23 protein-coding genes are annotated in these 25,545 nt (G+C 45.7%); 7 read left to right on the top strand and 16 right to left on the bottom strand.

Annotated features, from left to right (window positions below):
- Nucleotides 1-69: 69 nt before the first annotated feature.
- From DCO17_RS00980 to zapD, 6 genes are read left to right on the top strand one after another with little or no spacing between them, the layout of a single operon-like run.
- The gene (locus DCO17_RS00980; protein ID WP_173954966.1) at nucleotides 70-1,359 is read left to right on the top strand and encodes an HlyC/CorC family transporter; all 1,290 of its coding nucleotides are present in this window, start codon (nucleotides 70-72) and stop codon (nucleotides 1,357-1,359) included.
- Nucleotides 1,356-2,450 (top strand): GspE/PulE family protein, encoded by a 1,095-nt coding sequence (locus tag DCO17_RS00975; RefSeq protein ID WP_173954965.1) that lies wholly within the window; start codon nucleotides 1,356-1,358, stop codon nucleotides 2,448-2,450. The genes DCO17_RS00980 and DCO17_RS00975 overlap by 4 nt, the downstream gene beginning before the upstream one ends.
- Nucleotides 2,441-3,487: a type II secretion system F family protein gene (locus DCO17_RS00970; protein WP_173954964.1), complete on the top strand. Its 1,047-nt coding sequence runs from the start codon at nucleotides 2,441-2,443 to the stop codon at nucleotides 3,485-3,487. Before DCO17_RS00975 ends, DCO17_RS00970 begins: the two co-directional genes overlap by 10 nt.
- Entirely contained in the window at nucleotides 3,487-3,993 is a 507-nt protein-coding gene (locus tag DCO17_RS00965; RefSeq protein WP_173954963.1) for a prepilin peptidase, read from the top strand. Before DCO17_RS00970 ends, DCO17_RS00965 begins: the two co-directional genes overlap by 1 nt.
- The gene (gene coaE, locus DCO17_RS00960; protein ID WP_437342807.1) at nucleotides 3,948-4,610 is read left to right on the top strand and encodes a dephospho-CoA kinase; all 663 of its coding nucleotides are present in this window, start codon (nucleotides 3,948-3,950) and stop codon (nucleotides 4,608-4,610) included. Before DCO17_RS00965 ends, coaE begins: the two co-directional genes overlap by 46 nt.
- A gap of 35 nt (nucleotides 4,611-4,645) precedes the next feature.
- The gene (gene zapD / locus DCO17_RS00955) at nucleotides 4,646-5,398 is read left to right on the top strand and encodes a cell division protein ZapD (RefSeq protein ID WP_173954962.1); all 753 of its coding nucleotides are present in this window, start codon (nucleotides 4,646-4,648) and stop codon (nucleotides 5,396-5,398) included.
- Here the strand turns inward: zapD and DCO17_RS00950 are convergent.
- The 6 genes from DCO17_RS00950 to secA all read right to left on the bottom strand — a co-directional run bounded on the left by DCO17_RS00950 (nucleotide 5,395) and on the right by secA (nucleotide 13,530).
- Nucleotides 5,395-5,811 (bottom strand): NUDIX domain-containing protein, encoded by a 417-nt coding sequence (locus DCO17_RS00950; RefSeq protein WP_173954961.1) that lies wholly within the window; start codon nucleotides 5,809-5,811, stop codon nucleotides 5,395-5,397. The two genes, zapD and DCO17_RS00950, sit on opposite strands and share 4 nt — an antisense overlap.
- A 9-nt stretch (nucleotides 5,812-5,820) precedes the next feature.
- Nucleotides 5,821-6,678 carry an ATP-binding protein gene (locus DCO17_RS00945; protein WP_173954960.1) on the bottom strand — a complete coding sequence of 286 codons (858 nt, stop codon included), beginning with the start codon at nucleotides 6,676-6,678 and terminating at the stop codon, nucleotides 5,821-5,823.
- A 14-nt stretch (nucleotides 6,679-6,692) separates the two neighbouring features.
- A complete protein-coding gene (gene argJ, locus DCO17_RS00940; RefSeq protein ID WP_173954959.1) occupies nucleotides 6,693-7,928 on the bottom strand; it encodes a bifunctional glutamate N-acetyltransferase/amino-acid acetyltransferase ArgJ in 1,236 nt (411 codons plus the stop codon).
- A gap of 84 nt (nucleotides 7,929-8,012) precedes the next feature.
- Complete coding sequence (locus DCO17_RS00935; RefSeq protein ID WP_173954958.1) at nucleotides 8,013-10,133, bottom strand: xanthine dehydrogenase family protein molybdopterin-binding subunit; 2,121 nt, start codon at nucleotides 10,131-10,133, stop codon at nucleotides 8,013-8,015.
- A gap of 11 nt (nucleotides 10,134-10,144) precedes the next feature.
- On the bottom strand, nucleotides 10,145-10,603 hold the full coding sequence (locus tag DCO17_RS00930) for a (2Fe-2S)-binding protein (protein ID WP_173954957.1): 459 nt from the start codon (nucleotides 10,601-10,603) through the stop codon (nucleotides 10,145-10,147).
- A gap of 161 nt (nucleotides 10,604-10,764) precedes the next feature.
- Complete coding sequence (secA, locus tag DCO17_RS00925; RefSeq protein WP_173954956.1) at nucleotides 10,765-13,530, bottom strand: preprotein translocase subunit SecA; 2,766 nt, start codon at nucleotides 13,528-13,530, stop codon at nucleotides 10,765-10,767.
- Between the two features lie 52 nt (nucleotides 13,531-13,582).
- On the opposite strand from secA, the gene DCO17_RS00920 reads away from it, so the two are divergent.
- Nucleotides 13,583-14,086, top strand: coding sequence for a hypothetical protein (locus DCO17_RS00920; RefSeq protein WP_173954955.1), 504 nt, complete (start codon nucleotides 13,583-13,585; stop codon nucleotides 14,084-14,086).
- Between the two features lie 11 nt (nucleotides 14,087-14,097).
- Here DCO17_RS00920 and lpxC read toward each other — a convergent pair whose 3' ends face one another.
- The 10 genes from lpxC to murD form a co-directional block, all read right to left on the bottom strand.
- Nucleotides 14,098-15,012, bottom strand: a complete 915-nt coding sequence (lpxC, locus tag DCO17_RS00915; RefSeq protein ID WP_173954954.1) for a UDP-3-O-acyl-N-acetylglucosamine deacetylase — start codon at nucleotides 15,010-15,012, stop codon at nucleotides 14,098-14,100.
- A gap of 37 nt (nucleotides 15,013-15,049) precedes the next feature.
- The gene (locus tag DCO17_RS00910) at nucleotides 15,050-15,550 is read right to left on the bottom strand and encodes a peroxiredoxin (protein ID WP_173954953.1); all 501 of its coding nucleotides are present in this window, start codon (nucleotides 15,548-15,550) and stop codon (nucleotides 15,050-15,052) included.
- A gap of 112 nt (nucleotides 15,551-15,662) precedes the next feature.
- Nucleotides 15,663-17,006: a cell division protein FtsZ gene (ftsZ, locus tag DCO17_RS00905; RefSeq protein WP_173954952.1), complete on the bottom strand. Its 1,344-nt coding sequence runs from the start codon at nucleotides 17,004-17,006 to the stop codon at nucleotides 15,663-15,665.
- 50 nt (nucleotides 17,007-17,056) lie between these two features.
- Complete coding sequence (gene ftsA, locus DCO17_RS00900; protein ID WP_173954951.1) at nucleotides 17,057-18,286, bottom strand: cell division protein FtsA; 1,230 nt, start codon at nucleotides 18,284-18,286, stop codon at nucleotides 17,057-17,059.
- A 13-nt stretch (nucleotides 18,287-18,299) separates the two neighbouring features.
- On the bottom strand, nucleotides 18,300-19,115 hold the full coding sequence (locus DCO17_RS00895) for a cell division protein FtsQ/DivIB (RefSeq protein WP_254598782.1): 816 nt from the start codon (nucleotides 19,113-19,115) through the stop codon (nucleotides 18,300-18,302).
- Between the two features lie 35 nt (nucleotides 19,116-19,150).
- A complete protein-coding gene (locus DCO17_RS00890; RefSeq protein ID WP_173954949.1) occupies nucleotides 19,151-20,158 on the bottom strand; it encodes a D-alanine--D-alanine ligase in 1,008 nt (335 codons plus the stop codon).
- Nucleotides 20,151-21,587 carry a UDP-N-acetylmuramate--L-alanine ligase gene (murC, locus tag DCO17_RS00885; RefSeq protein WP_173954948.1) on the bottom strand — a complete coding sequence of 479 codons (1,437 nt, stop codon included), beginning with the start codon at nucleotides 21,585-21,587 and terminating at the stop codon, nucleotides 20,151-20,153. Before murC ends, DCO17_RS00890 begins: the two co-directional genes overlap by 8 nt.
- Nucleotides 21,584-22,657 carry an undecaprenyldiphospho-muramoylpentapeptide beta-N-acetylglucosaminyltransferase gene (gene murG / locus DCO17_RS00880; protein WP_173954947.1) on the bottom strand — a complete coding sequence of 358 codons (1,074 nt, stop codon included), beginning with the start codon at nucleotides 22,655-22,657 and terminating at the stop codon, nucleotides 21,584-21,586. The genes murC and murG overlap by 4 nt, the downstream gene beginning before the upstream one ends.
- Nucleotides 22,654-23,925: a putative lipid II flippase FtsW gene (ftsW, locus tag DCO17_RS00875; protein WP_173954946.1), complete on the bottom strand. Its 1,272-nt coding sequence runs from the start codon at nucleotides 23,923-23,925 to the stop codon at nucleotides 22,654-22,656. The genes murG and ftsW overlap by 4 nt, the downstream gene beginning before the upstream one ends.
- Nucleotides 23,922-25,541 carry a UDP-N-acetylmuramoyl-L-alanine--D-glutamate ligase gene (murD, locus tag DCO17_RS00870; protein WP_173954945.1) on the bottom strand — a complete coding sequence of 540 codons (1,620 nt, stop codon included), beginning with the start codon at nucleotides 25,539-25,541 and terminating at the stop codon, nucleotides 23,922-23,924. Before murD ends, ftsW begins: the two co-directional genes overlap by 4 nt.
- Nucleotides 25,542-25,545: the final 4 nt, after the last annotated feature.

The following is a 25,545-nucleotide window of genomic DNA, read 5'->3' as shown; positions in this document are numbered from 1 at the left end:
ATTTGATCTATAGCTTGTGTAACTCCACTTTGCTATATTGAATCATCCTGTATTTACATAGGCAAACAGATGGATAACTTTTTTGACGATTGGCCCCTCTATAGTCAGGCAGCCTTAGTCCTATTTTTACTTGCGCTTTCTGGCTTCTTTTCCATGGCCGAAACCAGCATGATCTCTTCTAATCGTCATCGCCTGCGCGCGATGGCCAATAGCGGAAACACCGGGGCCGCATTAGCTGAAAAGTTACTTAAGCGTATTGACTCTTTACTGTCGGTATTGCTGATCTCCAATAATTTGATCAACACTATTCTTCCGATTCTCGTTACCGGAATCGCTTTACATTTATTTGGCGAGAGCGGGCTTGTTCTATCTATTGCTACCCTTGTAGTTGCTTTACTGATTATTGTGTTCAGCGAAATCACGCCAAAAGTCATTGGCGCAGCCTTCCCGGAAAAGATCGCATCCAATGTAGGTTGGTTAATACTGCCGCTGACAATTCTTTTTGCCCCACTACTTTGGTTAATTAATAACTTTGTGTCTGGATTAATGAAAGTTTCGGGTCTTCAATCGTCCTCAGACAGCAGAACGATGAGCAAAGAGGAACTGCGTAGCCTTGTTCTAGAATCCAACCGATTTGTATCAAACCATCATCGCAATATATTGCTCAATTTATTTAATTTAGAGAACATTACTGTTGATGATGTCATGACGCCTAGGTCAAAAATAGAAGTTCTAGACCTTTCTAGACCTATTGACGAGGTGGTTCAGCAATTAGAGACTTGCTATCACAATAAATTGCCGGTGTGCGATGGCGATTCAGAGCGCATTGTCGGAATTCTGTCAGTCAAAAAGGCTCTGTCACTATTAGGCGACTCTGATTTAAAGCATGAAGATTTTCGTGTCTTGCTAAATGAGCCCTACTTCATCCCCACTGGCACACCAGTATTGCAGCAGATGCAATTTTTTCAAGACAACCAACAACGCTTAAGTTTGGTAGTCAATGAATATGGCGAAGTTTTAGGCTTAGTGACATTCGAAGATATAGTTGAAGAGTTAATTGGGGAATTCACAACCTCTTTTTCAGATCTCTCTACCGATCCACGCTGGCTAGCAGATGGAACCTATCTTGCCAGTGGCGGCGCTTCATTACGAGATCTCAATCGCTTATTGAATTTAGATCTCCCGCTAGAGGGTCCACGCACCTTGAATGGTCTCATCCTCGAAAATCTAGAAGCCATTCCGGATCATGATGTCAGCATCAAAATTGGCGGGATCGTGATGGAAATTGTTCAGTTTGACGATCAAGGTGTAAAAACAGTCAAACTTTACCGCCCTAAGATTGATCAAGAATTAGCTTGATTGGCATTCATGATGAATCGCTGATTATTCGCACTTGGCAAGAGATAGCAGAAAATGCACTTTATGCTAGAGCGAGTGATATTCACATTGAGGCTCGCTCCTTAAGTAGCCTTATACGTATTCGCGTTGATGGATTGTTGCAGACGCAATATGAGTATCCGATTGAATTTCATGAACGACTGATTACTCGCATCAAAATACTAGCGCGTTTAGATATCGCCGAGAAACGCATTCCACAAGATGGACGCCTATGTATTGGCTTAGATTTTTCAAACCCTGAAATTGATTGTCGCGTTTCTTTGCTGCCTACGCTTTATGGCGAGAAAGCAGTTATTCGCATTCTGCAGAGTCAAATTGAGGAACTTGACCTTGAAAGAATCGGCTTGCTACCTGAACAACTAGATCTCTTACAGACTGCAATTGCCCAGCCTAATGGTCTAATCCTAGTAACAGGACCAACTGGCAGTGGCAAAACTCGCACGCTATATAGCTGTCTTAATAAACTCAATCAAACTCACCGCAATCTATGCAGCATTGAAGATCCCATTGAGATTCGTTTGCCTGGTGTTAATCAAGTGGCCTACCATCCACGAGCTGGCTTGGAGTTTTCAACCATCATCAAAGCCTTGTTGCGCCAAGATCCTGATGTCATCATGATTGGTGAGATCCGGGATGGCGCTACCGCAAGCCTAGCCATCCAAGCGGCACAAACTGGACACCTTGTTCTCAGCACTCTTCACACACGTGATGCAAGAAGCGCCATACCCCGGCTTCAAAGCCTAGGCGTAGATAAAGAATTGCTCGCATCTTGCTTGCTATGCGTCAGCTCACAACGCCTTGTTAGAACCTGTTGCACTTGTTGCAGACAATCAAAAGTCAATAAAGAATCCAATCAAGCTATTGAGCTTTGTAATGCTTGTAATGGCCTTGGCTACTTAGGTCGCCTTGGTGTTCATGAGGTTTTAAATGTCAAACAAGTTTTGAATCCTGCTTTGGCATATATCAGTATGAGCGAAGCTGGAGCACAGCATATCCATGCGGGATTAATAGACCAAGCCTCTTTGAGCGCAGAAATTAACCCATGGCATTGAGTGCGCAATGTCAATTGGCGTTTTCAGAGCAATTATTAACCCTTCTAAAGGCTGGGCTACCCCTTCTCAATGCTGTACAGCTTATCCAGTCTAGCGCGCCCAAAGACTGGCAGCCCTGGCTTGAAGGTATTCAGGGCCAACTCAAAAAAGGCAATAGTCTTTCTCAAAGCCTGGCCATCCAAGGTGCTTTATTTTCTATAGAGTTAATTAATCTCATTCGAGTCAGTGAGCGTACAGGCGATATGCAGCTAGCCCTTGAAATCGTCAATCAACAATTGGAATCCCAAATTCAACTTAAGCAGAAAGTTAGACAAGCACTAACCTATCCAATCGCCACCTTAGGAACCTCTTTCCTATTATTGATTGTGATGATGGTGTGGGTGATTCCCGTATTCAAAGAAGTTTTTGAAAATTTTCAAGCAGAACTACCTGCGGCTACTAAAGCACTAATTCAGATTTCTGCCGCCATTCAAAATTATTTTATTGAAATGGGAATTTGCATAATCATTTGCGTCATCACACTTTTCTTCAGTTGGAATAAATACACTTATCTACAAAAGAAAGGTGATCAATGGGCATTTCGCACTCCCTTACTGGGAAAGCTTCTGCGGATTGCAGCCCTGCAATACTGGTGTCGTACATTGGGCCACCTATTAGAGTCAGGCTTACCCCTGCCAGATGCATTACGAGTTACCGCCCACTCCTCCAACCACTGGATTAGTCATGATCTTAGCGCCGAGGTATTCAAACACATTACGCGTGGCTGGCCGCTAGGGGAAGCGCTACAAAAAGCAGACCCCAACAATCGATTCTTTGATTTTGAAACTCTTCAACTACTGCATATTTCCAGTGAGAGCGGCTTTCTAGTAAACATGCTTAGTAAGCGTGCCAATACTCTGAGCGATCAACTAAGTAAGCAACTAAATAATCTCGGACAAACCTTAGAGCCCTTGCTAATCATTTTGATTGGAATCATTATTGGTGGTCTTGTGATAATTTTGTATCTACCAATATTTCATTTGGGGCAGATTGTTTGATGCATGTACTTACTTACCTAGCAATAGTAAAAGTTGCGCTCATCATCGCACTTGTATATCTGGCCTATATTGATTTCCGCAGTTTTCAATTACCCAATGCCATCACACTCCCCATGATTGCCATTGGCATCCTCCTCAATATAGTTGACACACCATATCCAGGATTAGCAAGCCCCACTAGCAGTCTCTTGGGCGCCATTGCTGGATTTGCACTTCTGTGGGCCCTAGACAAAATGTATTACTGGGCCAAGAAACAACATGGCATAGGTCTAGGAGATGCAAAGCTCTTATCAGCACTTGGTGCGTGGCTTGGGTTAGACGCAATACCAAATATTCTTCTAATTGCTTCTATAACCGGCGTTATTGGAGGAGTCCTGTGGATACGTTTTCAAAAACAAACGATTCGGTCCGCATTTCCCTTTGGGCCTTTCCTTGCGTTTGCTGGCATTATTGAGCTGTTATGGCCACAACTTCTTCAAGCCCTCATTCTGAACAGTCCGACTTAAGAGGGCTTAAGGGGGTCATCCCCCTCATTGGGCTCACAGGAGGCATTGGCTCTGGGAAAACCGCCGTCAGCGATCAATTAGGGAAACTAGGTGCCGGGATTATTGATACCGATGTCATTGCCCATCAAATTACCGCAGCTAATGGCCCTGCAATTGAGCCCATCCAAAAGCATTTTGGCCCCGATTACATTGACGCCAATGGCGCCCTAGATCGAGCTAAGATGCGCACCCTCGTTTTTGCCAATCCAGATGCAAAACAAGCATTAGAAGCGATCACTCACCCCCTAATTCGCCAAGAAGCTATTAAGCAAGCCTTTCAGGAAGCCAAAGGCGGGGCACCTTATCTGGTTTTTGTTGTTCCGCTCCTACTGGAATCTGGAACCTGGATAGATCTGATAGACCGATTGGTAGTGGTTGATTGCCCTGTAGAGACCCAAATTAGCAGGGTAATGCAGCGCAATAATTTATCTAGGGCAGAGGTTGAAAAAATTCTCCAATCCCAAGCCTCGCGAGAGGACCGCCTAGCTCAAGCCGATTTTGTTATCAAAAATCAAGGTAGCCTCGATCAGCTAATCGAAGAAGTAAATCAGCTCAATCAAAAAATCCTCAAAATATAGAAGTATTAGGTCAGTTCGTCATAAAATATGGGCTTGTGATCGTCTACGAATATCCTTTCAATGAATTAGTTCGAAGCATGCTTCGACTGGAGTATTTGTTCGCCCGCTTTAATCATTTCACTCGATCGGATGACCCTGAATTGCATCACAATGCAATCGCCATTTTGTTTGATCTTGGTGACATCGGCGCACGTGGCGATATTAAATCTTTACTCTTAAAAGAATTTGAGCGTCAAAAATATGCGCTCAATGGATTGAAGTCATCACAAAAGGTTGATCAAGAAGCTCTCACGCAAACCTTAAATGAGATTGATTCAGTTGCATACAAAATCAACCAATCTGCCGGTAGACCCAATTTAATGATTTCTGAGAGCGAATGGCTGAATGGCATACGTACTCGTCTAAATATTCCAGGCGGAACAAGTCCGATCGATTTGCCAAGTTATCACGCTTGGAAAAATAGCCCATCAACAGAGCGACGCAAATTACTAGAAAGTTATATTGCGCCTTTGTTGCCATGGCAAGATGCTTGTCAATTATTTTTGCGCTTACTGCGTCAATCAGGTGAAGTAAAAGATGTTGTTGCTCACAGCGGATCTTTTCAGCAAGCACCTTCTGGAAAAGTCTATCAACTCATGCGTATCGCCGTTGAAGATGACACACTCTTCTCAGAAATTAGCGCCAATAAATATCTGCTTTCAATCCGCTTCATGCAGTCTGATCGAGACAAAAAAGCACAGCCTGCCAATAAAGATGTGCCTTTTAAACTGACGCTCTGTCAGTTCTAGGTTAATAAGGCTTTTAGCCTTTCCAGCATTGGCCAAGCGGCCGGCAATAAGGGTTCAACACTCGGCTTTTCAGATCCCAAAATCTCCCAAGATAAGGCCTGTCCCTCGCAACCCTTAGGGATGCCATTCCAGTTTCGAATAACACTTACATGCAAACGAACATATGCATGTGGGTAATCATGCTCAAGCACGGTTAATTCTTCGCTAGATTCAATATCAATTCCCAACTCTTCATGAAGTTCTCGTTTTAAGGCCTGAAAAACGGATTCCCCCTTTTCAATTTTTCCTCCTGGAACTTCCCAGTAGCCAGCATAAGGTTTTCCTTCGGGTCGTTGACCTAAAAGATAGCGGCCAGATTCATCAATTAAGATGCCAGCAGCTACTTCAGTGATGGGTCTATCAGTGGTTTGCAAAATTTGCTTTTAAGCGTGAGAGCCGGCCCAATGTTTTGCAAACTGCCAGGCTACACGGCCTGAACGTGAACCACGCTCTAAAGCCCAAACAAGCGCTTCAGATCTAGCTGCTTCAATTTGCGAAGCACTCAGACCAAAGTGTGCCAACCAGTGCGAAACGATAGCAAGATACTCATCTTGCTTTGGTGGATAGAAAGAAAGCCACAAACCAAATCGTTCTGACAGAGAAATCTTTTCTTCAACAACTTCGCCCGGATGAATTTCACCATCATCGCTATGCACATAGCCTTCGTTGTCTTTCATGTACTCCGGCAATAAATGACGGCGATTTGAAGTCGCGTAGATCAAGATATTGTCGACTTGAGCTGAAACTGAGCCGTCTAGGGCAGATTTCATGGCTTTATAGCCTGATTCACCATCTTCAAATGAGAGATCGTCACAGAAAATGATGAAGCGCTCAGGGCGGTCTGCCAAAAGCTCGGTAATATCAGCAAGATCGGCTAAATGCTCTTTTTCGACCTCTACTAGACGTAAGCCTTGGCTTGCAAACTCATGCAAACTAGCTTTGATGAGGGAAGACTTCCCTGTGCCCCTTGCGCCCGTCAACAAAATATTGTTTGCCGGCTTTTTCTGTATGAAATTTTTCGTGTTATCTCGAATTGCATCTCGTTGACGATCGATGTTTTGCAGATCTTCAAACGTAATGTCTGCAACATGCTTTACAGGCTGTAAAAATCCAATGCTGCCAAAGATGCTATCTCGACGACGCCATCTAAATGCCGTGGACGATTTCCACTGCGCTTCAGTTAATGGCTTAGGTAAAAAAGTCTCTAGATGCTCTAAAAGACGGTCTAATTTTTCATTCATGGGATTGGTCTTACTTATGAGCGATAGTCTGCGTTAATTGACACATAGTCGTGCGATAAATCACATGTCCATATCGTTTGAGATGCAGTGCCGCGTCCTAAGTCGATCTTCACAGTAATTTCAGGGGCCTGCATTACTTGCTGGCCATCTACCTCTTGATAATCTGGATTGCGCCCACCATTCTTAGCAACCCAAACATCACCAAGCCACATTTGGACACGGTTTACATCTAAATCCTGAATACCGGCGTATCCAATCGCGGCCAATATCCGTCCTAGGTTTGGATCGCTAGCAAAGAATGCAGTTTTGACCAAAGGCGAATGGGCAACTGCTTTGGCAACCAACTTACACTCTTCTGGAGTTTTGCCACCCAGCACTTCAATCGTCATAAATTTTGTTGCGCCTTCGCCATCGCGCACAATCATTTGAGCTAATTTTCTAGCGAGAGTAATCAGAGCTTCACGCACTACTACATAACTAGGATCACTTGTCGACTGAATGCTTACCGATGACTGACCTGTCGCCATGATGATGAAAGAATCATTGGTGGATGTATCGCCATCAATCGTGATGGCATTAAATGAAAGATCCGCTACTTCGCGTGTAAGCGTAGTCAGCAATCCTGGAGCAAAACCCGCATCCGTTGCAATAAAGCCCAACATGGTTGCCATATTTGGATGGATCATGCCAGCACCTTTACAGATACCTGTCAGCACCACTGGACCCGCTGGAGTTTGAACTGTGACAGAGCTCGCTTTTGGCTGAGTGTCGGTAGTCATAATGGCTTCAGCAGCATCAAACCAATGATCCTCGCCAAGATTTGCAACTGCCTTAGGAAGCGCGCTAATAATTTTCTGAATCGGCAACGGCTCCAAGATCACGCCCGTTGAAAATGGCAAGATCTGTTCAGGGTTGAGCTTTAATTCCTTAGCCAAAGCCTGGCAAGTTTCTAGGGCATGTTTCATCCCCTGCTCTCCGGTACCCGCATTGGCATTGCCCGTATTAACCACTAATGCCCGTATCTCACCTTTAGTGCCATCCAGGGCTAAGTGCCCACGACAAACTTGAACTGGGGCAGCGCAGAAACGATTTAGGGTAAACACGCCAGCTACCTGTGATCCAGGAGAAAGTGTCATTACTAGCAAATCTTTGCGATTGGCCTTTTTAATGCCAGCTTCTGCAATGCCCATGGCAAAGCCCTTAACAGGCGTTAGATCAGCTTTTTGAGGGAGGGATAAATTAACGGTCATAGTCCGATAATTGTAGATGAGGCTTAAAAACAAAGCGCGCCGTATTTGGCGCGCTTTATCTAAATCAACTTCAGAATACTGGGATCAAGCCTTGACTGGCAATTCCCGAATGCGCTTACCTGTGGCTGCCGCAATTGCATTCGCCAGGGCAGGCGCCACTAAAGGAACCCCAACTTCACCCAATCCCCCCGGTTTTTCTTGGCTAGGAATTAAGTGCACTTCGATTGTCGGAACCTGATTTTGACGAAGACTTGGGTAGTTATTGAAATTCGTCTGCTGAACACGACCATTCTCAATAGTAATCGCATTACCCAAAGCTGCGCCTAGGCCATAAATTACACCGCCCATTAGCTGAGCCCTTGCTTGATCCGGGTGAACCACGATTCCGCAATCAGAAACAAAAGTAATCTTCTTCACTTTGGTATCGCTTGACGCAGTATCTAATTCAACAACACATGCTGAATAGGTGTCATAGCACTCCATCTGAGCCACACCAAATTTTTTACTACCAGCGGAATAGCCAGACTTCTTCACCGCAGCCTCAAGAACCGCTTTTGCTCGTGGATGCTTATTTAAAGAAGCCATACGAAACGCAACCGGATCTTTTCCTGCAGCATTTGCAGCCTCATCAACGAAACTTTCAATAGCGAAAGCATTCAATGCGTTACTTACTGAGCGCCAGTAGCCTACTCGCACACCAGTATCAGTAATGACATTGGTGATCTCCATATTTGGAATGTCATAAGTCACATTGTTTGAACCTTCAACCATGAAGGGATCAAAGCCATCCTTCACAAATCCTGGGAATGCACGCGCGGTCACCGACTGCGAAACCATCTTCGCTTTCATCAATTCTAACTGTCCATTAGCGCCAATTACTCCATCCACTTGATGAATACTCATTGGGCGATAGAAGTCATGCGTAATATCGTCTTCTTTCGTCCAAAGCATCTTGACTGGCATACCTGCTGCCTTTGAGATCTCCGCCGCCTGACGAATAAAGTCGAGTTCCAGCTTGCGACCAAATCCACCGCCCAAGAATGTGGTTTCAATAGTCACATCTTCTGGTTTAACACCCGCGGCAGCCGCAGCAACGGCTTGTCCACCTTGTTGGAACTGAATGGGTCCAATAATTCTGCACTTCCCATTAGAAACGTCCGCAGAACAATTGACGGGCTCCATGGTCGAGTGCGCCAAATAGGGCAAGAAATACTGTGCGCTAACTGGTTTGCCACCTGAGGTGGATTTATTGACATCGCCAACCGTCTTAATCACGGCGCCCTTTTGGGATAGTCCAGCCTCGAGAGACTTACGAACAGTTGCATTGCTTAAGCTTGCATTTGGTCCTTCATCCCAGTTGATCTTCAGGGCATCTCTGCCTTTGCGCGCGGCATAAAAGTCTTTTGCCAACACAGCCACGCCATCAGAGATTTGAACTACTTTGATAACACCAGCTACCTTGAGTGCGCCAGATGCATCATAAGATTTTGGAGTGCCGCCAATTACAGGGCATTGCGCCAAAGAAGCAATTGCCATACCTGGAATCTTGACGTCGATACCGTAAACCGCTTTGCCAGCAACTTTTACAGGCGTATCCAAACGGCGCATAGTCTCTTTTCCGATAACCATAAAATTGGCTGGAGATTTTAAGACTGGCTTTTCTGGGAGGGGCAATTTAGCAGCGTCTACAGCCAACTCACCATACGTTGCTGACTTGCCGCCAGCATGAGTCACTTTGCCGTTCAAAGCTTTACAGTCAGATGCAGCAACATTCCATCGTTGCGCTGCTGCCTGAACCAAAACAGATCGAGTTGCTGCACCAGCTGTTCTCAACTTATCAAACGCCTCACGAACAGAAGTAGAGCCGCCAGTAATTTGGCCGCCTAACATTGCATTGATATAGACCGGCGCTACGCTAGCAATTTCTACTTTGACCATCGAGAGCGGGAGATTTAATTCCTCTGCAAGCAATGCAGGCAAAGAGGTATAGACGTCTTGCCCCATTTCTGATCGAGCACAAATCAGAGTAATTTGATTGCTAGGCGCAATCTGAATCCAAGCATTTGCCAAAGCAGGTGTAGCACTGGCAGTTGCAGCTTCACTGGCAATAGGCAGATGCATTCCAACCACAAATGCCCCACTAAGCGCAGCGCTATGCTGAAGAAATTGACGACGGCTTACATTTTTTAATGAATGATTTTTCATATGTCCACCCCTTAAGCCAATTTATCAGCAGCGCGTTTAACTGCCTTCTCAATCCGGGAATAGGTGCCGCAGCGGCAAATATTTCCAGCCAAGGCATTCTTAATATCATCACTATTGGGCTTTTTATTCTTGGCCAATAAATCTGCTGCCGACATCATTTGCCCCGTTTGGCAATAACCACATTGAGGCACATCGAACTCTGTCCAAGCATCCGCAAGTGCTTTACCAACTTTTGGAGATAGACCCTCCAAGGTGGTTACCTTTTTGCCAGAGGCCACTGAAACTGGGGTTGAGCATGAACGAATTGCTGCGCCATCCAAATGAACAGTACAAGCACCGCAAAGCCCCGCACCGCAACCAAACTTAGGACTGGTTACATCCAGGTGATCACGCAAGACCCAAAGAATCGGAGTTTCTGGATCTCCATCAAAATTTACCGCTTTGCCATTGAGAGTAAACGTTACGGCCATAGTGCCCCCTAGTAATGAATATGTAACAAGCAAGAAATAGATTTAGAACTTACAAATCATGACAGATATCGCGGACGATCGTCGTATAAAATGACTAGGGATTTCACCAAGAAAAAAGACCCAGAAATCTGGGCCTTTCAATAGATAAGCAAAGAAGCTAGTTAAGCTAAGGCGCCACAGCAATTCTTGTATTTTTTACCGCTGCCACAAGCACATGGATCATTACGCCCAATCTTTGGACCAGTGCGAACTGGCGCCGGCTGAATATCAATCAAAGCGCCACGATCACCAGTTGAGCCCGCTACCTCCATATCAGCATCAGCATGTTGATATTGCAGATCTTTTAATTTAGCCAAATCCTCATTCATGGATTCGGATGCCTGATCCAATTCGCTTGCACTACGAATTTGCACTGTCATGATGCTTTTAACAACATCATTCTTGATGACATTCAGGAGTTCGCCATAGAGTTCGAATGCCTCGCGACGATATTCCTGCTTGGGATCCTTTTGGGCATAACCTCGTAAATGAATACCTTGGCGCAAATGATCTAATGCAGCCAAATGCTCACGCCAGTGAGTATCAAGACTATAGAGAAGAACGGAACGCTCAAAACCAGCAAAGGACTCGCGCCCAGCTAGATCCACTTTTGCGTCATAAGCCTTTTTAGCGTCTTGCAAAACTCGCTCAACAATTTCAGAGTCATCAACGCTTTCTGCGCCCTCAACCCATTTCTGCAGGTCGACCGTTAAGCCCCACTCGCTTGCTAAAACATTTTCAAGGCCTGGTAAATCCCACTGCTCTTCCATTGACTCGGCTGGAACATAGTAAGAGCAGACAGAGCGGAGAACATCTTCACGCAAATTAGTTATCAGCCCACCAACATCAGCACTTTCGAGTACCTCATTTCTAAGACGATAAGTTTCTTTACGCTGGTCATTGGCTACGTCGTCATACTCCAACAATTGCTTACGTATATCAAAGTTACGACCTTCAACCTTGCGTTGAGCAGACTCGATAGATCGAGTCACCATACCAGCCTCAATTGGCTCACCATCAGGCATCTTTAAACGCTCCATCACGGCGCGCAAACGATCACCTGCAAAAATACGCAGCAATGGATCATCTAGCGAGAGATAGAAACGTGATGAGCCTGGATCACCTTGACGCCCAGAGCGGCCACGAAGCTGGTTATCAATACGACGGCTCTCATGACGCTCAGTGCCAATAATGTGCAAGCCACCAGCAGCCAAGACTTGATCATGAATGCTTTGCCACTCATCTTGCAATTGCTTGATCTTGGCAGCTTTTTCAGCATCAGAAAGAGAGGCATCAGCTTCAATAAGAGCAGATTGCTTACCTACATTACCGCCCAGCACAATATCCGTGCCACGACCAGCCATATTGGTTGCAATCGTGATCATTTTTGGACGTCCTGCTTGCGCAATGATCTCTGCCTCACGAGCATGTTGCTTAGCATTCAACACTTGATGCGGCAACTTACGCTTATCTAACAATCCAGCAATTAATTCTGAGTTCTCGATTGAGGTTGTTCCAACCAAGACTGGCTGACCACGCTGATAACAATCTTCAATATCTTTAATCACAGCGTCATAGCGCTCGCGAGAAGACTTATAAATTTGATCTTGGCGATCTTTACGCTGACTAATACGGTTCGGTGGAATAACAACTGTTTCAAGGTTATAAATTTCCTTGAATTCATAAGCCTCTGTATCCGCTGTTCCAGTCATACCGGCTAACTTGCCGTACATCCGGAAATAATTTTGGAAAGTAATTGTCGCTAGTGTCTGATTCTCATTCTGAATCGGTACGCCTTCTTTAGCTTCTACCGCTTGATGCAAACCATCTGACCAACGACGGCCTTGCATGAGGCGGCCAGTGAACTCATCAACAATAATGACTTCGTTATTTTGAACAACGTAGTGTTGATCACGGTTGTATAAAGTATGCGCACGCAAAGCCGCATAGACGTGGTGCATCAAAGTGATGTTTTGAGGTGCGTATAAAGAATCGCCATCATTTAAGGCGCCAATCTGCACCAATACCTGCTCAGCTTTGTCGTGACCCTGTTCGGTCAGATAAACCTGCTGAGACTTCTCGTCAACCCAATAATCGCCAGGCTTCTCAACGCCAGTACCATCAGCCTTCTCTTCGCCAATCTGACGCTCTAAATAGGAAGGGAGTTTATTAATCTTGATATAGAGATCAGTATGATCATCCGCCTGACCAGAAATAATTAATGGTGTACGCGCTTCGTCAATCAGGATGGAGTCAACTTCGTCCACGATTGCGTATGCCAAGCCACGTTGAACGCGCTGGTCTAGGTCTTGCACCATGTTGTCGCGCAAATAATCAAAACCAAATTCATTATTTGTGCCGTAAGTGATATCAGCTGCATATGCTTCTTGCTTGGTTTTGTGATCCATCTGCGATAGATTCACGCCAACTTTCATACCCAAGAAGTTATACAAACTTGACATCCACTCGGCATCACGTTGCGCCAAGTAATCGTTCACAGTAACAACATGCACGCCCTTACCAGTGAGCGCATTCAGATAAACAGGAAGAGTAGCGGTTAAGGTTTTTCCTTCACCCGTACCCATCTCAGCAATCTTGCCTTGGTGAAGCGCAAGACCACCCATGAGCTGAGCATCAAAGTGGCGCATCTTCATCACACGTACGCTCGCCTCACGCACAACAGCGAAAGCTTCTGGCGCGATGTCATCTAAGGACTCACCAGCAGCTAAACGAGATTTGAATTCATCTGTTTTGGCTGCGAGCGCGGCATCGTCCAAAGCCTTAAGGCCAGGCTCAAAAGCGGCTACTTTGGCAACGACTTTGCGATACTGTTTTAATAGGCGGTCGTTACGACTGCCGACCAGGGTTTTAAGAAGACCGATTACCATGGGATATTGAAGAAAATGAAGACCTTGAGTTTATCATCCGAACCCCATTTTTATGAACTTTGCTCGCAAACCTTCCCGTAAGCAGACTGCCCACGAATGGGTGGATTACCTACGCGAATCCAATGGTTTAGGCGGGATTCTGGCTAAAACTGAAGGCCTTGTGAAGCTCAAACTCACCCTTGAGCAAGCATTGGCAAAGTTAGATCTCGAGCACCTAAGCTCCAAAATTGAGCCGGGATGGAGCTCAAGCAAAGAGAATGCGCTTTTTTTACTAGTGAATAGCGCCAGCATCAGCAATCGCTTGCAGCAGAATTTACCAAGTCTAATCAATGAGTTGCAAATATTAGGGGTACATTGCACGGCCATTCAGGTCAAAATAAAACCCGCACCTGCTCAGTGGGAAGTGAAGCCCCGTGAAAGCACCCCAGAACGCAGACCAGCACAGGGCTTTAACGAGATAGCTAAAAAATCCTGGGAGGATCTGTTGCAAAAACTTGCACCCGATTCAGAGCTACGAAAAACGGTAGAAAGATTACTTCGGCATAAGCCGAAATAAAGAAAGCGTCCTCAGAAAAAGAGAGGTTGGTTTTCTTGAGAATAGGCCGCAGGCGCCTTATTTTCGGCAAAAGTACTAATTTCGTAAGAAGTCGGGTCTTCCAAGAGCTTGCGTAGCAGTGCGTTGTTTAATGCATGCCCTGACTTTTCAGCAATATAAGCGCCCACGATAGGATGACCGACCAAGTACAAGTCGCCAATGGCATCCAAAATTTTATGGCGCACAAATTCATCCTCGTAACGAAGTTCTTCGTTATTTAAAATACGATGCTCATCAAGCACGATCGCATTATCCAAACTACCACCGCGAGCTAAGCCCATTTCTCTAAGCGCTTCCACCTCGTGCGCAAATCCAAATGTACGAGCGCGACCAATTTCACTACGATATGCATGTTCTGCAAAGTCCACCACAAATCGTTGACCTGTTTTATCGACCGCAGGGTGTTTGAAATCGATCGTGAAATCCAACTTAAAGCCAAAGAAAGGCTCAAGGCGCGCAAGCTTATCGCCTTCACGAACTTCGACTGGCTTCTTAATTACCACGAACTGGCGCGGAGCATCCTGCTCAGCGATTCCAGCAGACTCAATTAAGAATAAGAAAGAAGCTGCACTGCCATCCATGATGGGAACCTCTTCACCATCAAGCTCGATAAGCAGATTATCTAAACCTAATCCCGCGCAAGCAGATAGCAAATGCTCAACCGTGGATACTCGAACACCATCTTTCTGAATAACCGATGCCAAACGCGTGTCGCAGACAGCCAAAGCCGTTGCAGGCACAAGAGATTGTTGCTCAGTATCTACTCGAACAAACTGAACCCCTGAATTTACTGGTGCAGGCTTAATGGCAATCGTTACCTTACGACCAGAGTGCAAACCAATTCCCACGGTTTTCACCGGAGAGGCTATGGTTCTTTGCTTCATCATGATCGTTTCTTTAAATTCAGGGGGTATAAATTAAAAATTACAGCTTCTTTAATATGGAAGCTGCATCACTTACTTCAAATTTACCAGGAGCTTCACGATCTAAAGATTTCACCACACCATCCTCAACAATCATGGCATAACGATCTGATCTAAGACCCAAACCACGAGCCGTTAAATCTAACTCTAGGCCTAATTTTTTGGTGAACTCAGCACTGCCATCACCCAGCATGCGGACTTTCTTGCCAACCTTTTGGTCACGTCCCCATGCACCCATTACGAATGGATCATTCACGGAAACACACCAAATTTCATCTACGCCCTTAGCCTTAATAGCATCGTAGCTCTCAACATATCCTGGAACATGTTTAGCGGAGCATGTTGGCGTAAAAGCGCCAGGCAAACCAAAAATCACAATCTTTTTGCCAGCAGCAATTTTTTCAACTTCAAAGGCATTTGGTCCTAATGCGCAACCCTCAGCCTCTTCATTAAAAAACTCATAAAGGGTGGCATTTGGTAATTTCTGTCCAATAGCAATCATGGTGTCTCCAATAAGTAATTGTTAGTCAGCGTGCCAACGCAAGCGCAGGATTCGTCGTCCGGAGGGGCGCTGCGCTGGCATCTTGCAATTACCTATTGTATTGAGCAGTCAATTAATCTGCTTGCTTACGCAAAAATGCAGGTATTTCATAGTAATCAGCCCCTTTGTCCAATAAGGTCTTCGCTTGAGGAGAACTATCTGCACCTAATATCGGTGCAGGGGTAGCTTCACGCGAGCTGCGAAAAACCCGTGGCAAGTCGTACTGACTGTAATCAACCGCACTACTCGATGTTGGCTGAGCTACCATTGCTGGAGCGCCAGCAGAACCAGTCATCGTCATTCCTGCGCTAGTGCTTAATGCAGAATCTAGACCAACCTTGCTGATTGCTGCAGAAGCACTTGCAGGCGCAAAGCTATTGAGGTCTGCCATTGTTGGAATCGCATCATGTGTACCAGTAGCCTGTCTCCAAACAACCTCTGGTTGATGGCTTTGACGTGCTTGTGGATTATTTAAGCCGGTTGCGACAACGGTTACGCGCAAAGCATCGCCGAGGCTATCGTCATATACCGTTCCAAAGATCACAGTTGCATCATCAGCGGCATAACCGCGAATAGCAGCCATTACCTCACGAGTTTCAGACAACTTCAAAGAACGGCTAGCAGTAATGTTTACCAATACGCCACGCGCACCAGACAAATCTACACCCTCCAATAATGGCGAAGCAACTGCAGCCTCAGCAGCCAAACGTGCACGATCCATGCCAGAAACAGTTGCTGTTCCCATCATGGCTTTGCCTTGTTCGCCCATAACAGTCTTAACGTCTTCAAAGTCTACGTTAATTAAACCTTGAACGTTAATGATTTCAGCAATGCCAGAAACCGCGTTATGCAAAACATCGTCAGCGCAAGCAAAGGCCTTATCAAACTCAGCGTCTTCACCCATCACTTCAAATAGTTTTTCATTGAGCACAACAATTAATGAATCTACATATGATTCGAGTTCGGTGGCGCCATTTTCAGCAACTTTCAAACGCTTCACGCCCTCAAAATCAAATGGCTTACTAATTACGCCAACTGTCAAAATACCCATTTCTTTTGCCACTTGAGCAACGATTGGGGCAGCACCAGTACCTGTACCACCGCCCATACCGGCAGTAATAAATACCATGTGTGCGCCTTGTAATACATCCGCAATACGAGCACGAGCTTCTTCAGCGGATGCAGCACCAATTTCTGGTTTTGCGCCAGCACCTAATCCGCTAGAGCCCAGTTGCAAATTCACAGATGCTTCAGAACGCTGTAACGCGCCAGCATCGGTGTTCATGCAAATGAACTCTACGCCATTTACTCCGCGACGGATCATGTGTTGGACGGCATTACCACCAGCCCCGCCAACGCCAACCACTTTAATAATGGTTTTGCCAGCAACTTCTTGATCTAACATTTCAAATTCCATATACCCTCCTAGGTAAAAAACGTACTACATTGACGACGACGAAAAACAACTTAAAAATTTCCTGCAAACCATTCCTTCATGCGCGTGATAATTCCTTGTAACGCGCCTGATTGAGATACTCGACGGCCACGCAATACTTGAGCTTGGCCTTCCATCAATAGACCAATGCTGGTAGCGAAACGTGGGCTACGTAAGATTTCATGCAAGTGGCCACGGTATTCAGGCGTACCGATACGTGCAGGACTTAAGAACACCTGCTCAGCCAACTCAACCATTCCAGGCATTAATGCCGTACCGCCTGTAAGCACAATTCCTGAAGAAACCATATCTTCATAGCCAGAATCACGCACAACACCTCTTACTAAAGTGAATAACTCTTCCACGCGCGGCTCAATGACTGCAGCCAATGCTTGCTTTGACATTGGGCGCGGTTCACGATCACCCACTCCAGGAACATCGATCATCGCCGCCGGATCCGCCATCTCTTGACGGGCGATGCCATGTGCAATTTTTAAATCTTCAGCATCAATCGTTGGGGTACGTAATGCCATTGCAATGTCATTAGTAATTTGATCGCCTGCGATTGGAATCACTGCCGTGTGACGTATCGATCCTTGGCAATAAATCGCAATGTCAGTTGTGCCGCCGCCAATATCAACCAATACAACACCTAGCTCTTTCTCATCTTCGGTCAATACCGCCAAGCTTGATGCTAAGGGCTGCAAAATTAGATCATTTACTTCCAGCCCACAACGGCGTACACACTTCACAATATTCTGGGCCGCACTTACTGCGCCAGTAACAATGTGTACTTTCACTTCGAGTCGCAAACCACTCATACCAATCGGCTCACGCACATCTTCTTGACCATCAATGATGAATTCTTGAATAAGAATATGCAGGATCTGTTGATCAGTTGGAATATTGATTGCTTTAGCAGTTTCAAGCACCCGCTCCACATCGCCGGCACTAACTTCTTTATCGCGAATAGCCACCATGCCGCTGGAGTTAAAGCTCACAATATGATTACCAGCAATCCCAGTGAAGACTTGGACGATCTGGCGGTCAGCCATAATCTCCGCCTCTTCCAAGGCCTTCTGAATAGACTGCACAGTTGCCTCAATGTTTACAACAACACCCTTCTTCAAACCTTTTGAAGCTGTTTGACCAACACCTACAACATTGAATTGACCATCAGGCGCTAATTCAGCAACCAAGGCAACCACCTTGGAGGTTCCAATATCTAAACCAACCAATAAATCGCGATTGTCTTTACTCATTCCCATTCCCTCATTACTTCAACTCACTTTTTTTGCCATCAAGATCGTTCTTTTTCAAACTTACTGAGGCAAGATGAACTGCAAAACCATTTGCATAACGTAAATCCACTACATCGATTCGGTTTGCCCACCTTTCCTGCACCTGTGGCCAATACTTGAGTAGTCGTGAGACTCGCTCTTCCGTGAGATTTTTATCCGAGCTTTCTTCATCACGGCCAAATTCGACCTTCATTCCATTCGAGAGTTTGATATGCCAGGCATAACGCTCGGTTAGCGCAAGACTCACCACTTCCACACCCCAAGGCTTAAACCAGTTACTTGCTCTCTCATATAAGCTGGTTACCTCTTTTCCGGCATCTTCTGGACCATGGAAATCAATTAATCTCGCCCCATCCGGAACCTCTGAAATCCGGCCGGCGAATAACTCGCCATATTTATTAATCAAAGTATTGCTATCAATGCCGTCCCAAGTGCCAAAAGCTTGCTGCTCTTCAATGCTGACAATTAACCCATTGGGCCAAACACGACGAACATTTGCATGACGCACCCATGGCATACTTTCAAAACCGCGTTTCACATCCTCTAAGCGCACGCTAAAAAAGTTACCCTGAACAGTTTCAGCAATCTGTCGCTTCACCATCGACTTGTTAATATGTTTCAAAGATTGGCTAGCTAATGGCTCTATCTGAATCTGCTTTAAAGTAAAAACAGGACGCTGGCTCAACCAAACCAATAAACCAATTGCAACCATCACTAAAAAACACTGCATCAAGAAACGGCTAAGTTTTTGCATCCGCTCGGGGTAATTCCAGAGTGGAGACATCAACATGGCGAAAATTTCGCCGAACCGGTCCATGAAATTATTCATGCGTTGGCATCCTCTTTTTGATGCATCGTCTGAAGCAGTAACCAAAGCACTAAATCGGCATACTCTAGACCTGCAGCTTTTGCTGCCATTGGCACTAAAGAATGCGAAGTCATACCTGGTGATGTATTCATTTCCAGCAAATATGGTTTACCAGTCTTTTGATCTAGCATTACATCTGCTCGACCCCAAGTACGACATCCCAAGGCTTTGTATGCAGCTAAGGCAAGCTCTTGAACTCTTTCATTTACCTCATCCGGCAACCCTGTTGGGCAAAGGTATTGGGTCTCATCTGAAAAATACTTGTTATGAAAATCGTAGTTAGCTTGCGGCGGAATAATTTTGATAACTGGCAATGCTTCAGCGCTTTCACCCTGACCAACTAATGGGCAAGTTAATTCATCACCAACAATACATGTTTCAGCAACCACCTTGGTATCCAAACTTGCAGCCAACTCATACGCTGTAGGAAGCTCCTCTACAGACTTCACCTTGGTTAATCCCAAGGAAGATCCCTCATGGGCAGGTTTCACAATTAAAGGCAGGCCAAGATGTTTAGCAACTGCATGCCAATTACTATTTGCAGTTAATTCCTCAAACTCTGGTGTAGACAGTCCATTGCTAATCCAGATCTGCTTAGTGGCAATCTTGTCGATTGCTAGAGCTGAAGCCAATACCCCGCTACCGGTGTAAGGCAATTCAAGTAATTCTAATAATCCTTGTATCGTGCCATCTTCACCATAACGACCGTGTAAAGAAATAAAGACCCGATCAAATTTCTCATTCACTAATTCAGTAGGATTGCGCAGACCAGTATCAAATGCATGCGCATCAATACCTTTTGAGATAAGCGCCTGCAATACCCCATTCCCCGACATCAGAGAAATTTCCCGCTCACCTGAACGACCGCCAAGCAAAACTCCAACACGCCCAAGCGACTGAACATTTAAGTTAGCCAATTGGGCTTTCACGCGATCGCCCCACAAACCAAGCCTATTCTTAGACATTCTTCGCCTCCACCAATGTATGTGGCAAAGCGGATATTGAGCCTGCTCCCATCGTAATTAATACATCCCCATCTTTTAAGATCTGACTCAGTTTTTCTGGCATCTCGGCAACATTGGATGCAAATACCACCGCATTAGAGTTGAGAAGAGACTGAGTAGATTTGTCTTCAAGCATCGCTGCTTTCATCAAACTCTTACCATCCGCACCTGGAATTTTTGCTTCGCCAGCTGGATACACTTCGGTCAATACCAAGGCATCAAAATTTTTAAGTACCTGAACGAACTCGCCGAAGCAATCACGCGTTCTCGTAAATCGATGAGGCTGAAATGCCAATACCAAACGGCGATCTGGATACGCACCACGCGCTGCCGCCAATGTTGCAGCCATTTCTACAGGATGATGGCCATAGTCATCAATTAATGTGAAGCTACCACCAGACACCAATGGAATATCGCCATATCTTTGGAATCGACGACCAACACCACCAAACTCAGATAGTGCTTTTGTAATTGCCTCATCGCCAACACCCAACTCTGTCGCAATACCAATAGCAGCTAGGGCGTTGCGAACATTATGCAAACCAGGAAGATTTAAAGTCACATTGAGTGCGCCTGGCTTATTGCCATGGCGACGCACTGTACGACGCTCGACTGTAAAGTGCATTTGCGTGCCATCGGCCCGAACATTGCTTGCACGAATATCCGCATCTTCAGATAAACCATAACGCAGCACTGGTTGCGACACAAATGGAATAATGTCGCGCACATTTGCATCATCAATGCACAAAACCGCCACGCCATAAAATGGCATTCGCTGGATGAACTGCACAAAGGCTTGCTTCAATCTAGCCATGTCGTGCTGATAAGTATCCATATGATCAGCATCGATATTGGTAACCACTTCCATTGCGGGGAATAATTGCAAGAAAGATGCGTCTGACTCGTCGGCTTCAACCACAATAAAGTCACCTTGACCCAAGCGCGCATTCGCCCCTGCAGAATTGAGTTTCCCGCCAATCACAAATGTGGGATCCAGACCACCCTCTGCTAATACAGAAGCAACCAAGCTTGTAGTTGTGGTTTTTCCGTGAGTACCAGCGATCGCAATGCCCTGCTTTAAGCGCATTAACTCGCCCAACATCACGGCTCGCTGTATCACTGGAATTTTTGCAGCGCGCGCAGCCAATACCTCCGGGTTGTTACCAGCTACTGCTGTTGAAATCACAACAGCCTCTGCGGCACCCACATTTTTTGGATCATGGCCAATCTGAATTGCCGCACCTAACTCTCTCAAACGTTTCGTGGTTGCGCTTTCCGTCAAATCAGATCCTGAGACCTGATACCCAAGATTAAGCAATACTTCGGCGATACCGCTCATGCCTGAGCCGCCAATCCCGATAAAGTGAATTTGCTGAACGATGTGTTTCATATGCCTACCCCCGCACAATCAGCACATACTTCGGCAACGCGCTGAGTTGCATGTGGTTTAGCCAGCGCATGCGCACGCACAGCCATCTCTTTAAGATCTTCGCGTTGCAGGCTTTGAATCATTTCAGCTAAATCCTGAGGGTTTAATTGTTTTTGCGGCAAAAGAATGGCTGCTTTTGCATCTGATAAAAATCGAGCATTTGCTGTTTGATGATCATCAATCGCATGCGGAAAGGGAATCAGACATGAAGCAACGCCACAAGCCGCCAATTCAGAGACAGTCATGGCGCCAGAACGGCAAATAACTAAATCGGCCTGAGCATATACGTTTGGCATATCGTCAATAAATGGACGAATATCAGCCTCAACACCACACTCTGCATATCGGGCTTGTAATTCTGCTAAATGCTTATCGCCAGCCTGATGAATAACTTTGGGGCGAGCTTCTTTTGACATCAAAGCCAAAGCGGCAGGAATAATTTCATTTAAGGCGGCCGCACCTAAGCTTCCACCAACAACCAAAATTGAAAGCGGGCCTTGGCGATGCTCATAGCGAGTAGTAGGCGCTGGCATATTGTCGAACTCTTGTCGAATAGGATTGCCAACCCACTCTGCCTTATCCATCGTATTCGGAAAGCCAGTCAAAGTACGCATCGCAATTTTGGCCAATGCAAGATTTGCACTACCCGCGACAGAATTTGATTCGTGCAATACCAATGGGCGCTTCAATAGTTTTGTAACCAGTCCACCAGGGAAAGTAATGTATCCGCCCATACCTAATACAACACTGGGTTTTAGTCTGCGCATAATTTTCCAGCTCTGAAAGCAGGCGCGCGCCAGATTAATTGGGAGCATCAATTTGGCTTTTAATCCTTTGCCACGAAGTCCGCCAAACTCAACCGCTTCAAAAGGAAAATCGCAAGACTGAACCAAGCGATATTCCATGCCCTTTTGATTACCCAACCACGAAACGTTCCAACCACAAATCCGCAAATATTCGGCGACAGCTAACCCTGGGAAGATATGCCCGCCAGTACCACCAGCCATCACCAATATTGAAGGTTTTGTCACAACTTCCCTCCGCGCATCAAAATGCGATTCTCATAATCAATACGCAATAGCATTGCAATTGCAACTGCGTTCATCAAGATTCCAGAGCCGCCATAACTTACCAAAGGCAATGTCAAACCTTTAGTTGGCAATAACCCTAAATTCACGCCCATATTGATAAACGCCTGCCAACCAATCCAAATGGCAACGCCCTTAGCTGCTAAGCCTGCAAAGCTTCGGTCTAATTGCAGAGCGGTACGACCAATCATGAATGCGCGACGCACAATCCAGTAGAACAAAAAGATCATGACAACGACACCAATAAAGCCAAGCTCTTCTCCAATTACAGCCATGATGAAGTCGGTGTGTGCCTCAGGTAAGTAATGTAGTTTTTCTACGCTGCCCCCAAGACCAGTACCAAACCATTCGCCCCGTCCAAACGCCATCAAAGAGTGCGTTAACTGATAACCTTTGTTCGCAGCGTTGTCTACTTGCCAAGGATCCATAAAAGCCAACATACGACCGCGTCTAAACGGTGAAAGTGCGATCATGGCGGCTCCGCTAAGCAAACCAACCACAATCAAGCCGCCGAATAACTTCGCGTTGATTCCACCTAGGAACAAAATGCCAAACGCAATTAAGGCCACCACCACGAAAGCGCCCATATCGGGCTCTTTCATTAGGAGACCGCCTACGAGTGCAACGGCGATACCCATAGGCAACATTCCTTTCGAAAAAGAATGCAAGTATTCTTGGCGTTGCACTGTGTAACTCGCAGCAAAAATGACGGCTGCGAATTTCATCAACTCTGAAGGTTGGAAATTCATCACACCCAATGGAATCCAACGCTTAGCTCCGTTAACCCCTTTTCCTATACCGGGAATTAATACGGCGATCAGCAATATCACCGTAAATCCAAAAATGACTGGAGAATAGCGATCCCAAACTTTGCTAGGAATCTTGAATGCCCAGATTCCCACACCGATAGCAATCGCCAGTGAAATTAAATGGCGAATTAAAAAGAAGTTGCTGCTGTAATTCGCATACTTGGGTCCATCAGCCAAAGTAATTGAAGCTGAATAAACCATTACCAAACCAATCAGCATGAGTGATAAAACTGCCCAGACAAGCAACTGGTCATATTCCATCATGCGTGAACGTGTTTGCTCAACACCAGAAACTGCATCACGCAAACCTGTGCGGAAATTATCAATACCGCCTCTAGAAAAACTCCAGAAACGATCCAATCCAAGGCGGTTTTGCGGAAACAGTTTTTCTTTAAAGCTCATGTCTGAGCCCCTTCGAAACGCATTCCCAATTCTTCAACTTCGGATACAAATACTTGAGCGCGCTCTACATAATCGCGGAACTGATCCAGGCTTGCACATGCAGGGGAAAGAAGCACCAAATCACCTGATACTGCTTGGGCTGCAGCAGCACTTACTGCTGCAGGCAAATCACCGCTGATGACGCAAGGAATCTCATTGCCAATCGCTTGCGCAATTTTTTCACCATCCTTGCCAATCAGGAATACGCCCTTTACAAACCGAAGAGCAGGTTCGCGCAGAGGACTAAAGTCTTGGCCCTTGCCTTCGCCACCAGCGATCAACCAAATTCGCTTGCCAGCTTCATTGCTGCCTAGGCCATTCAAAGCAGCTACTGTTGCACCAACATTTGTGCCCTTACTATCATCAACGTATTCGACATCATTAACTACTGCAATACTTTGAACACGATGAGGTTCGCCATGGTAGTCACGTAAACCATGTAACAAAATATTCATTGGCAAATTCGCTGCACGCGCTAAGGCGAGTGCAGCCAAGGCATTTAACGCGTTATGGCGGCCACGTATACGCAATGCATCTGCTGGAATTAAGCGCTTCAAACGCAAAGGCTCTTCTTCTACAACGGCAGACTTACGGCGACGTTTTGGCTGCGGCTCAACATCCTCATCCACCTCAGCCCAAACCAGCCAATCAATTCCACCAGCACGTAGATCATGCTCAATACCAAAAGCGCCTTGCTCATCGGGGCTATTTGAACCAAACGTAACAACTGCTCTCTCTGCTTTTTGCTCATCAGAAAGCAAGCTCATAACCAAAGAATCATCTCGATTCAAAACACAAATAGTGTTGCCGCCAAATATCTTTGCCTTAGCTTTTGCATACGAAGACATGTCTCCATGCCAATCCAAGTGATCCTGAGTAATATTCAGGACCGTTGCTGCAGTGGCATTCAATGAATCGGTGTAAACCAACTGGAAGCTGGAAAGCTCTAACACCCACACATCCGGCATATCTTCAATTTGATCCGCAGCATCCAAACAAGCAATTAACTTATCAAGCGCTGCTGGGCTGATATTTCCAGCAACAGCTACTTTCTTGCCAGCACGCTCACATAGCTGGCCAGTTAGCGCAGTTGTGGTTGTTTTCCCATTGGTACCGGTAATTGCAAGTACAGATGTCGCATAACTAGATTGTTTTTCGAGCGCAATACGCTCCATTGCAGCAATAGCACGAGCAAAGAATTCGATTTCACTCCAAACATCAACTCTGGCTTTGCGAACTTTTATCAAGAATGATTCTATTGGCTCCTGCAATGGAGACAATCCAGGGCTAATGCCGATGACATCAATATCGCCGAGTAATTCATCACTCAACGGTCCAAAACAAGACTCTTGTAAACCAGCAAATTCAAGTTCAGCAAGCCAAGCTAATTGACGCTCGGACAATGCAGAGCGATCACGCGTATCTGCGAGCCGCACAAACGCACCGTTTCGCAAACACCATTTCGCCATCGCCACGCCAGACTCACCCAACCCCAAAATCAGAAAGCGATGTGGAGCCTCGTAGCCTGAATCTGCTACTGCAACGGGATTTGCGAAGACGTTAATTAAATTCAACATATAT

It is taken from the genome of Polynucleobacter tropicus (assembly GCF_013307225.1).
Taxonomy (GTDB): domain Bacteria; phylum Pseudomonadota; class Gammaproteobacteria; order Burkholderiales; family Burkholderiaceae; genus Polynucleobacter; species Polynucleobacter tropicus.
Note: the sequence above shows the minus strand (reverse complement) of the source record. Positions and strands in the feature narration are given on the sequence as shown.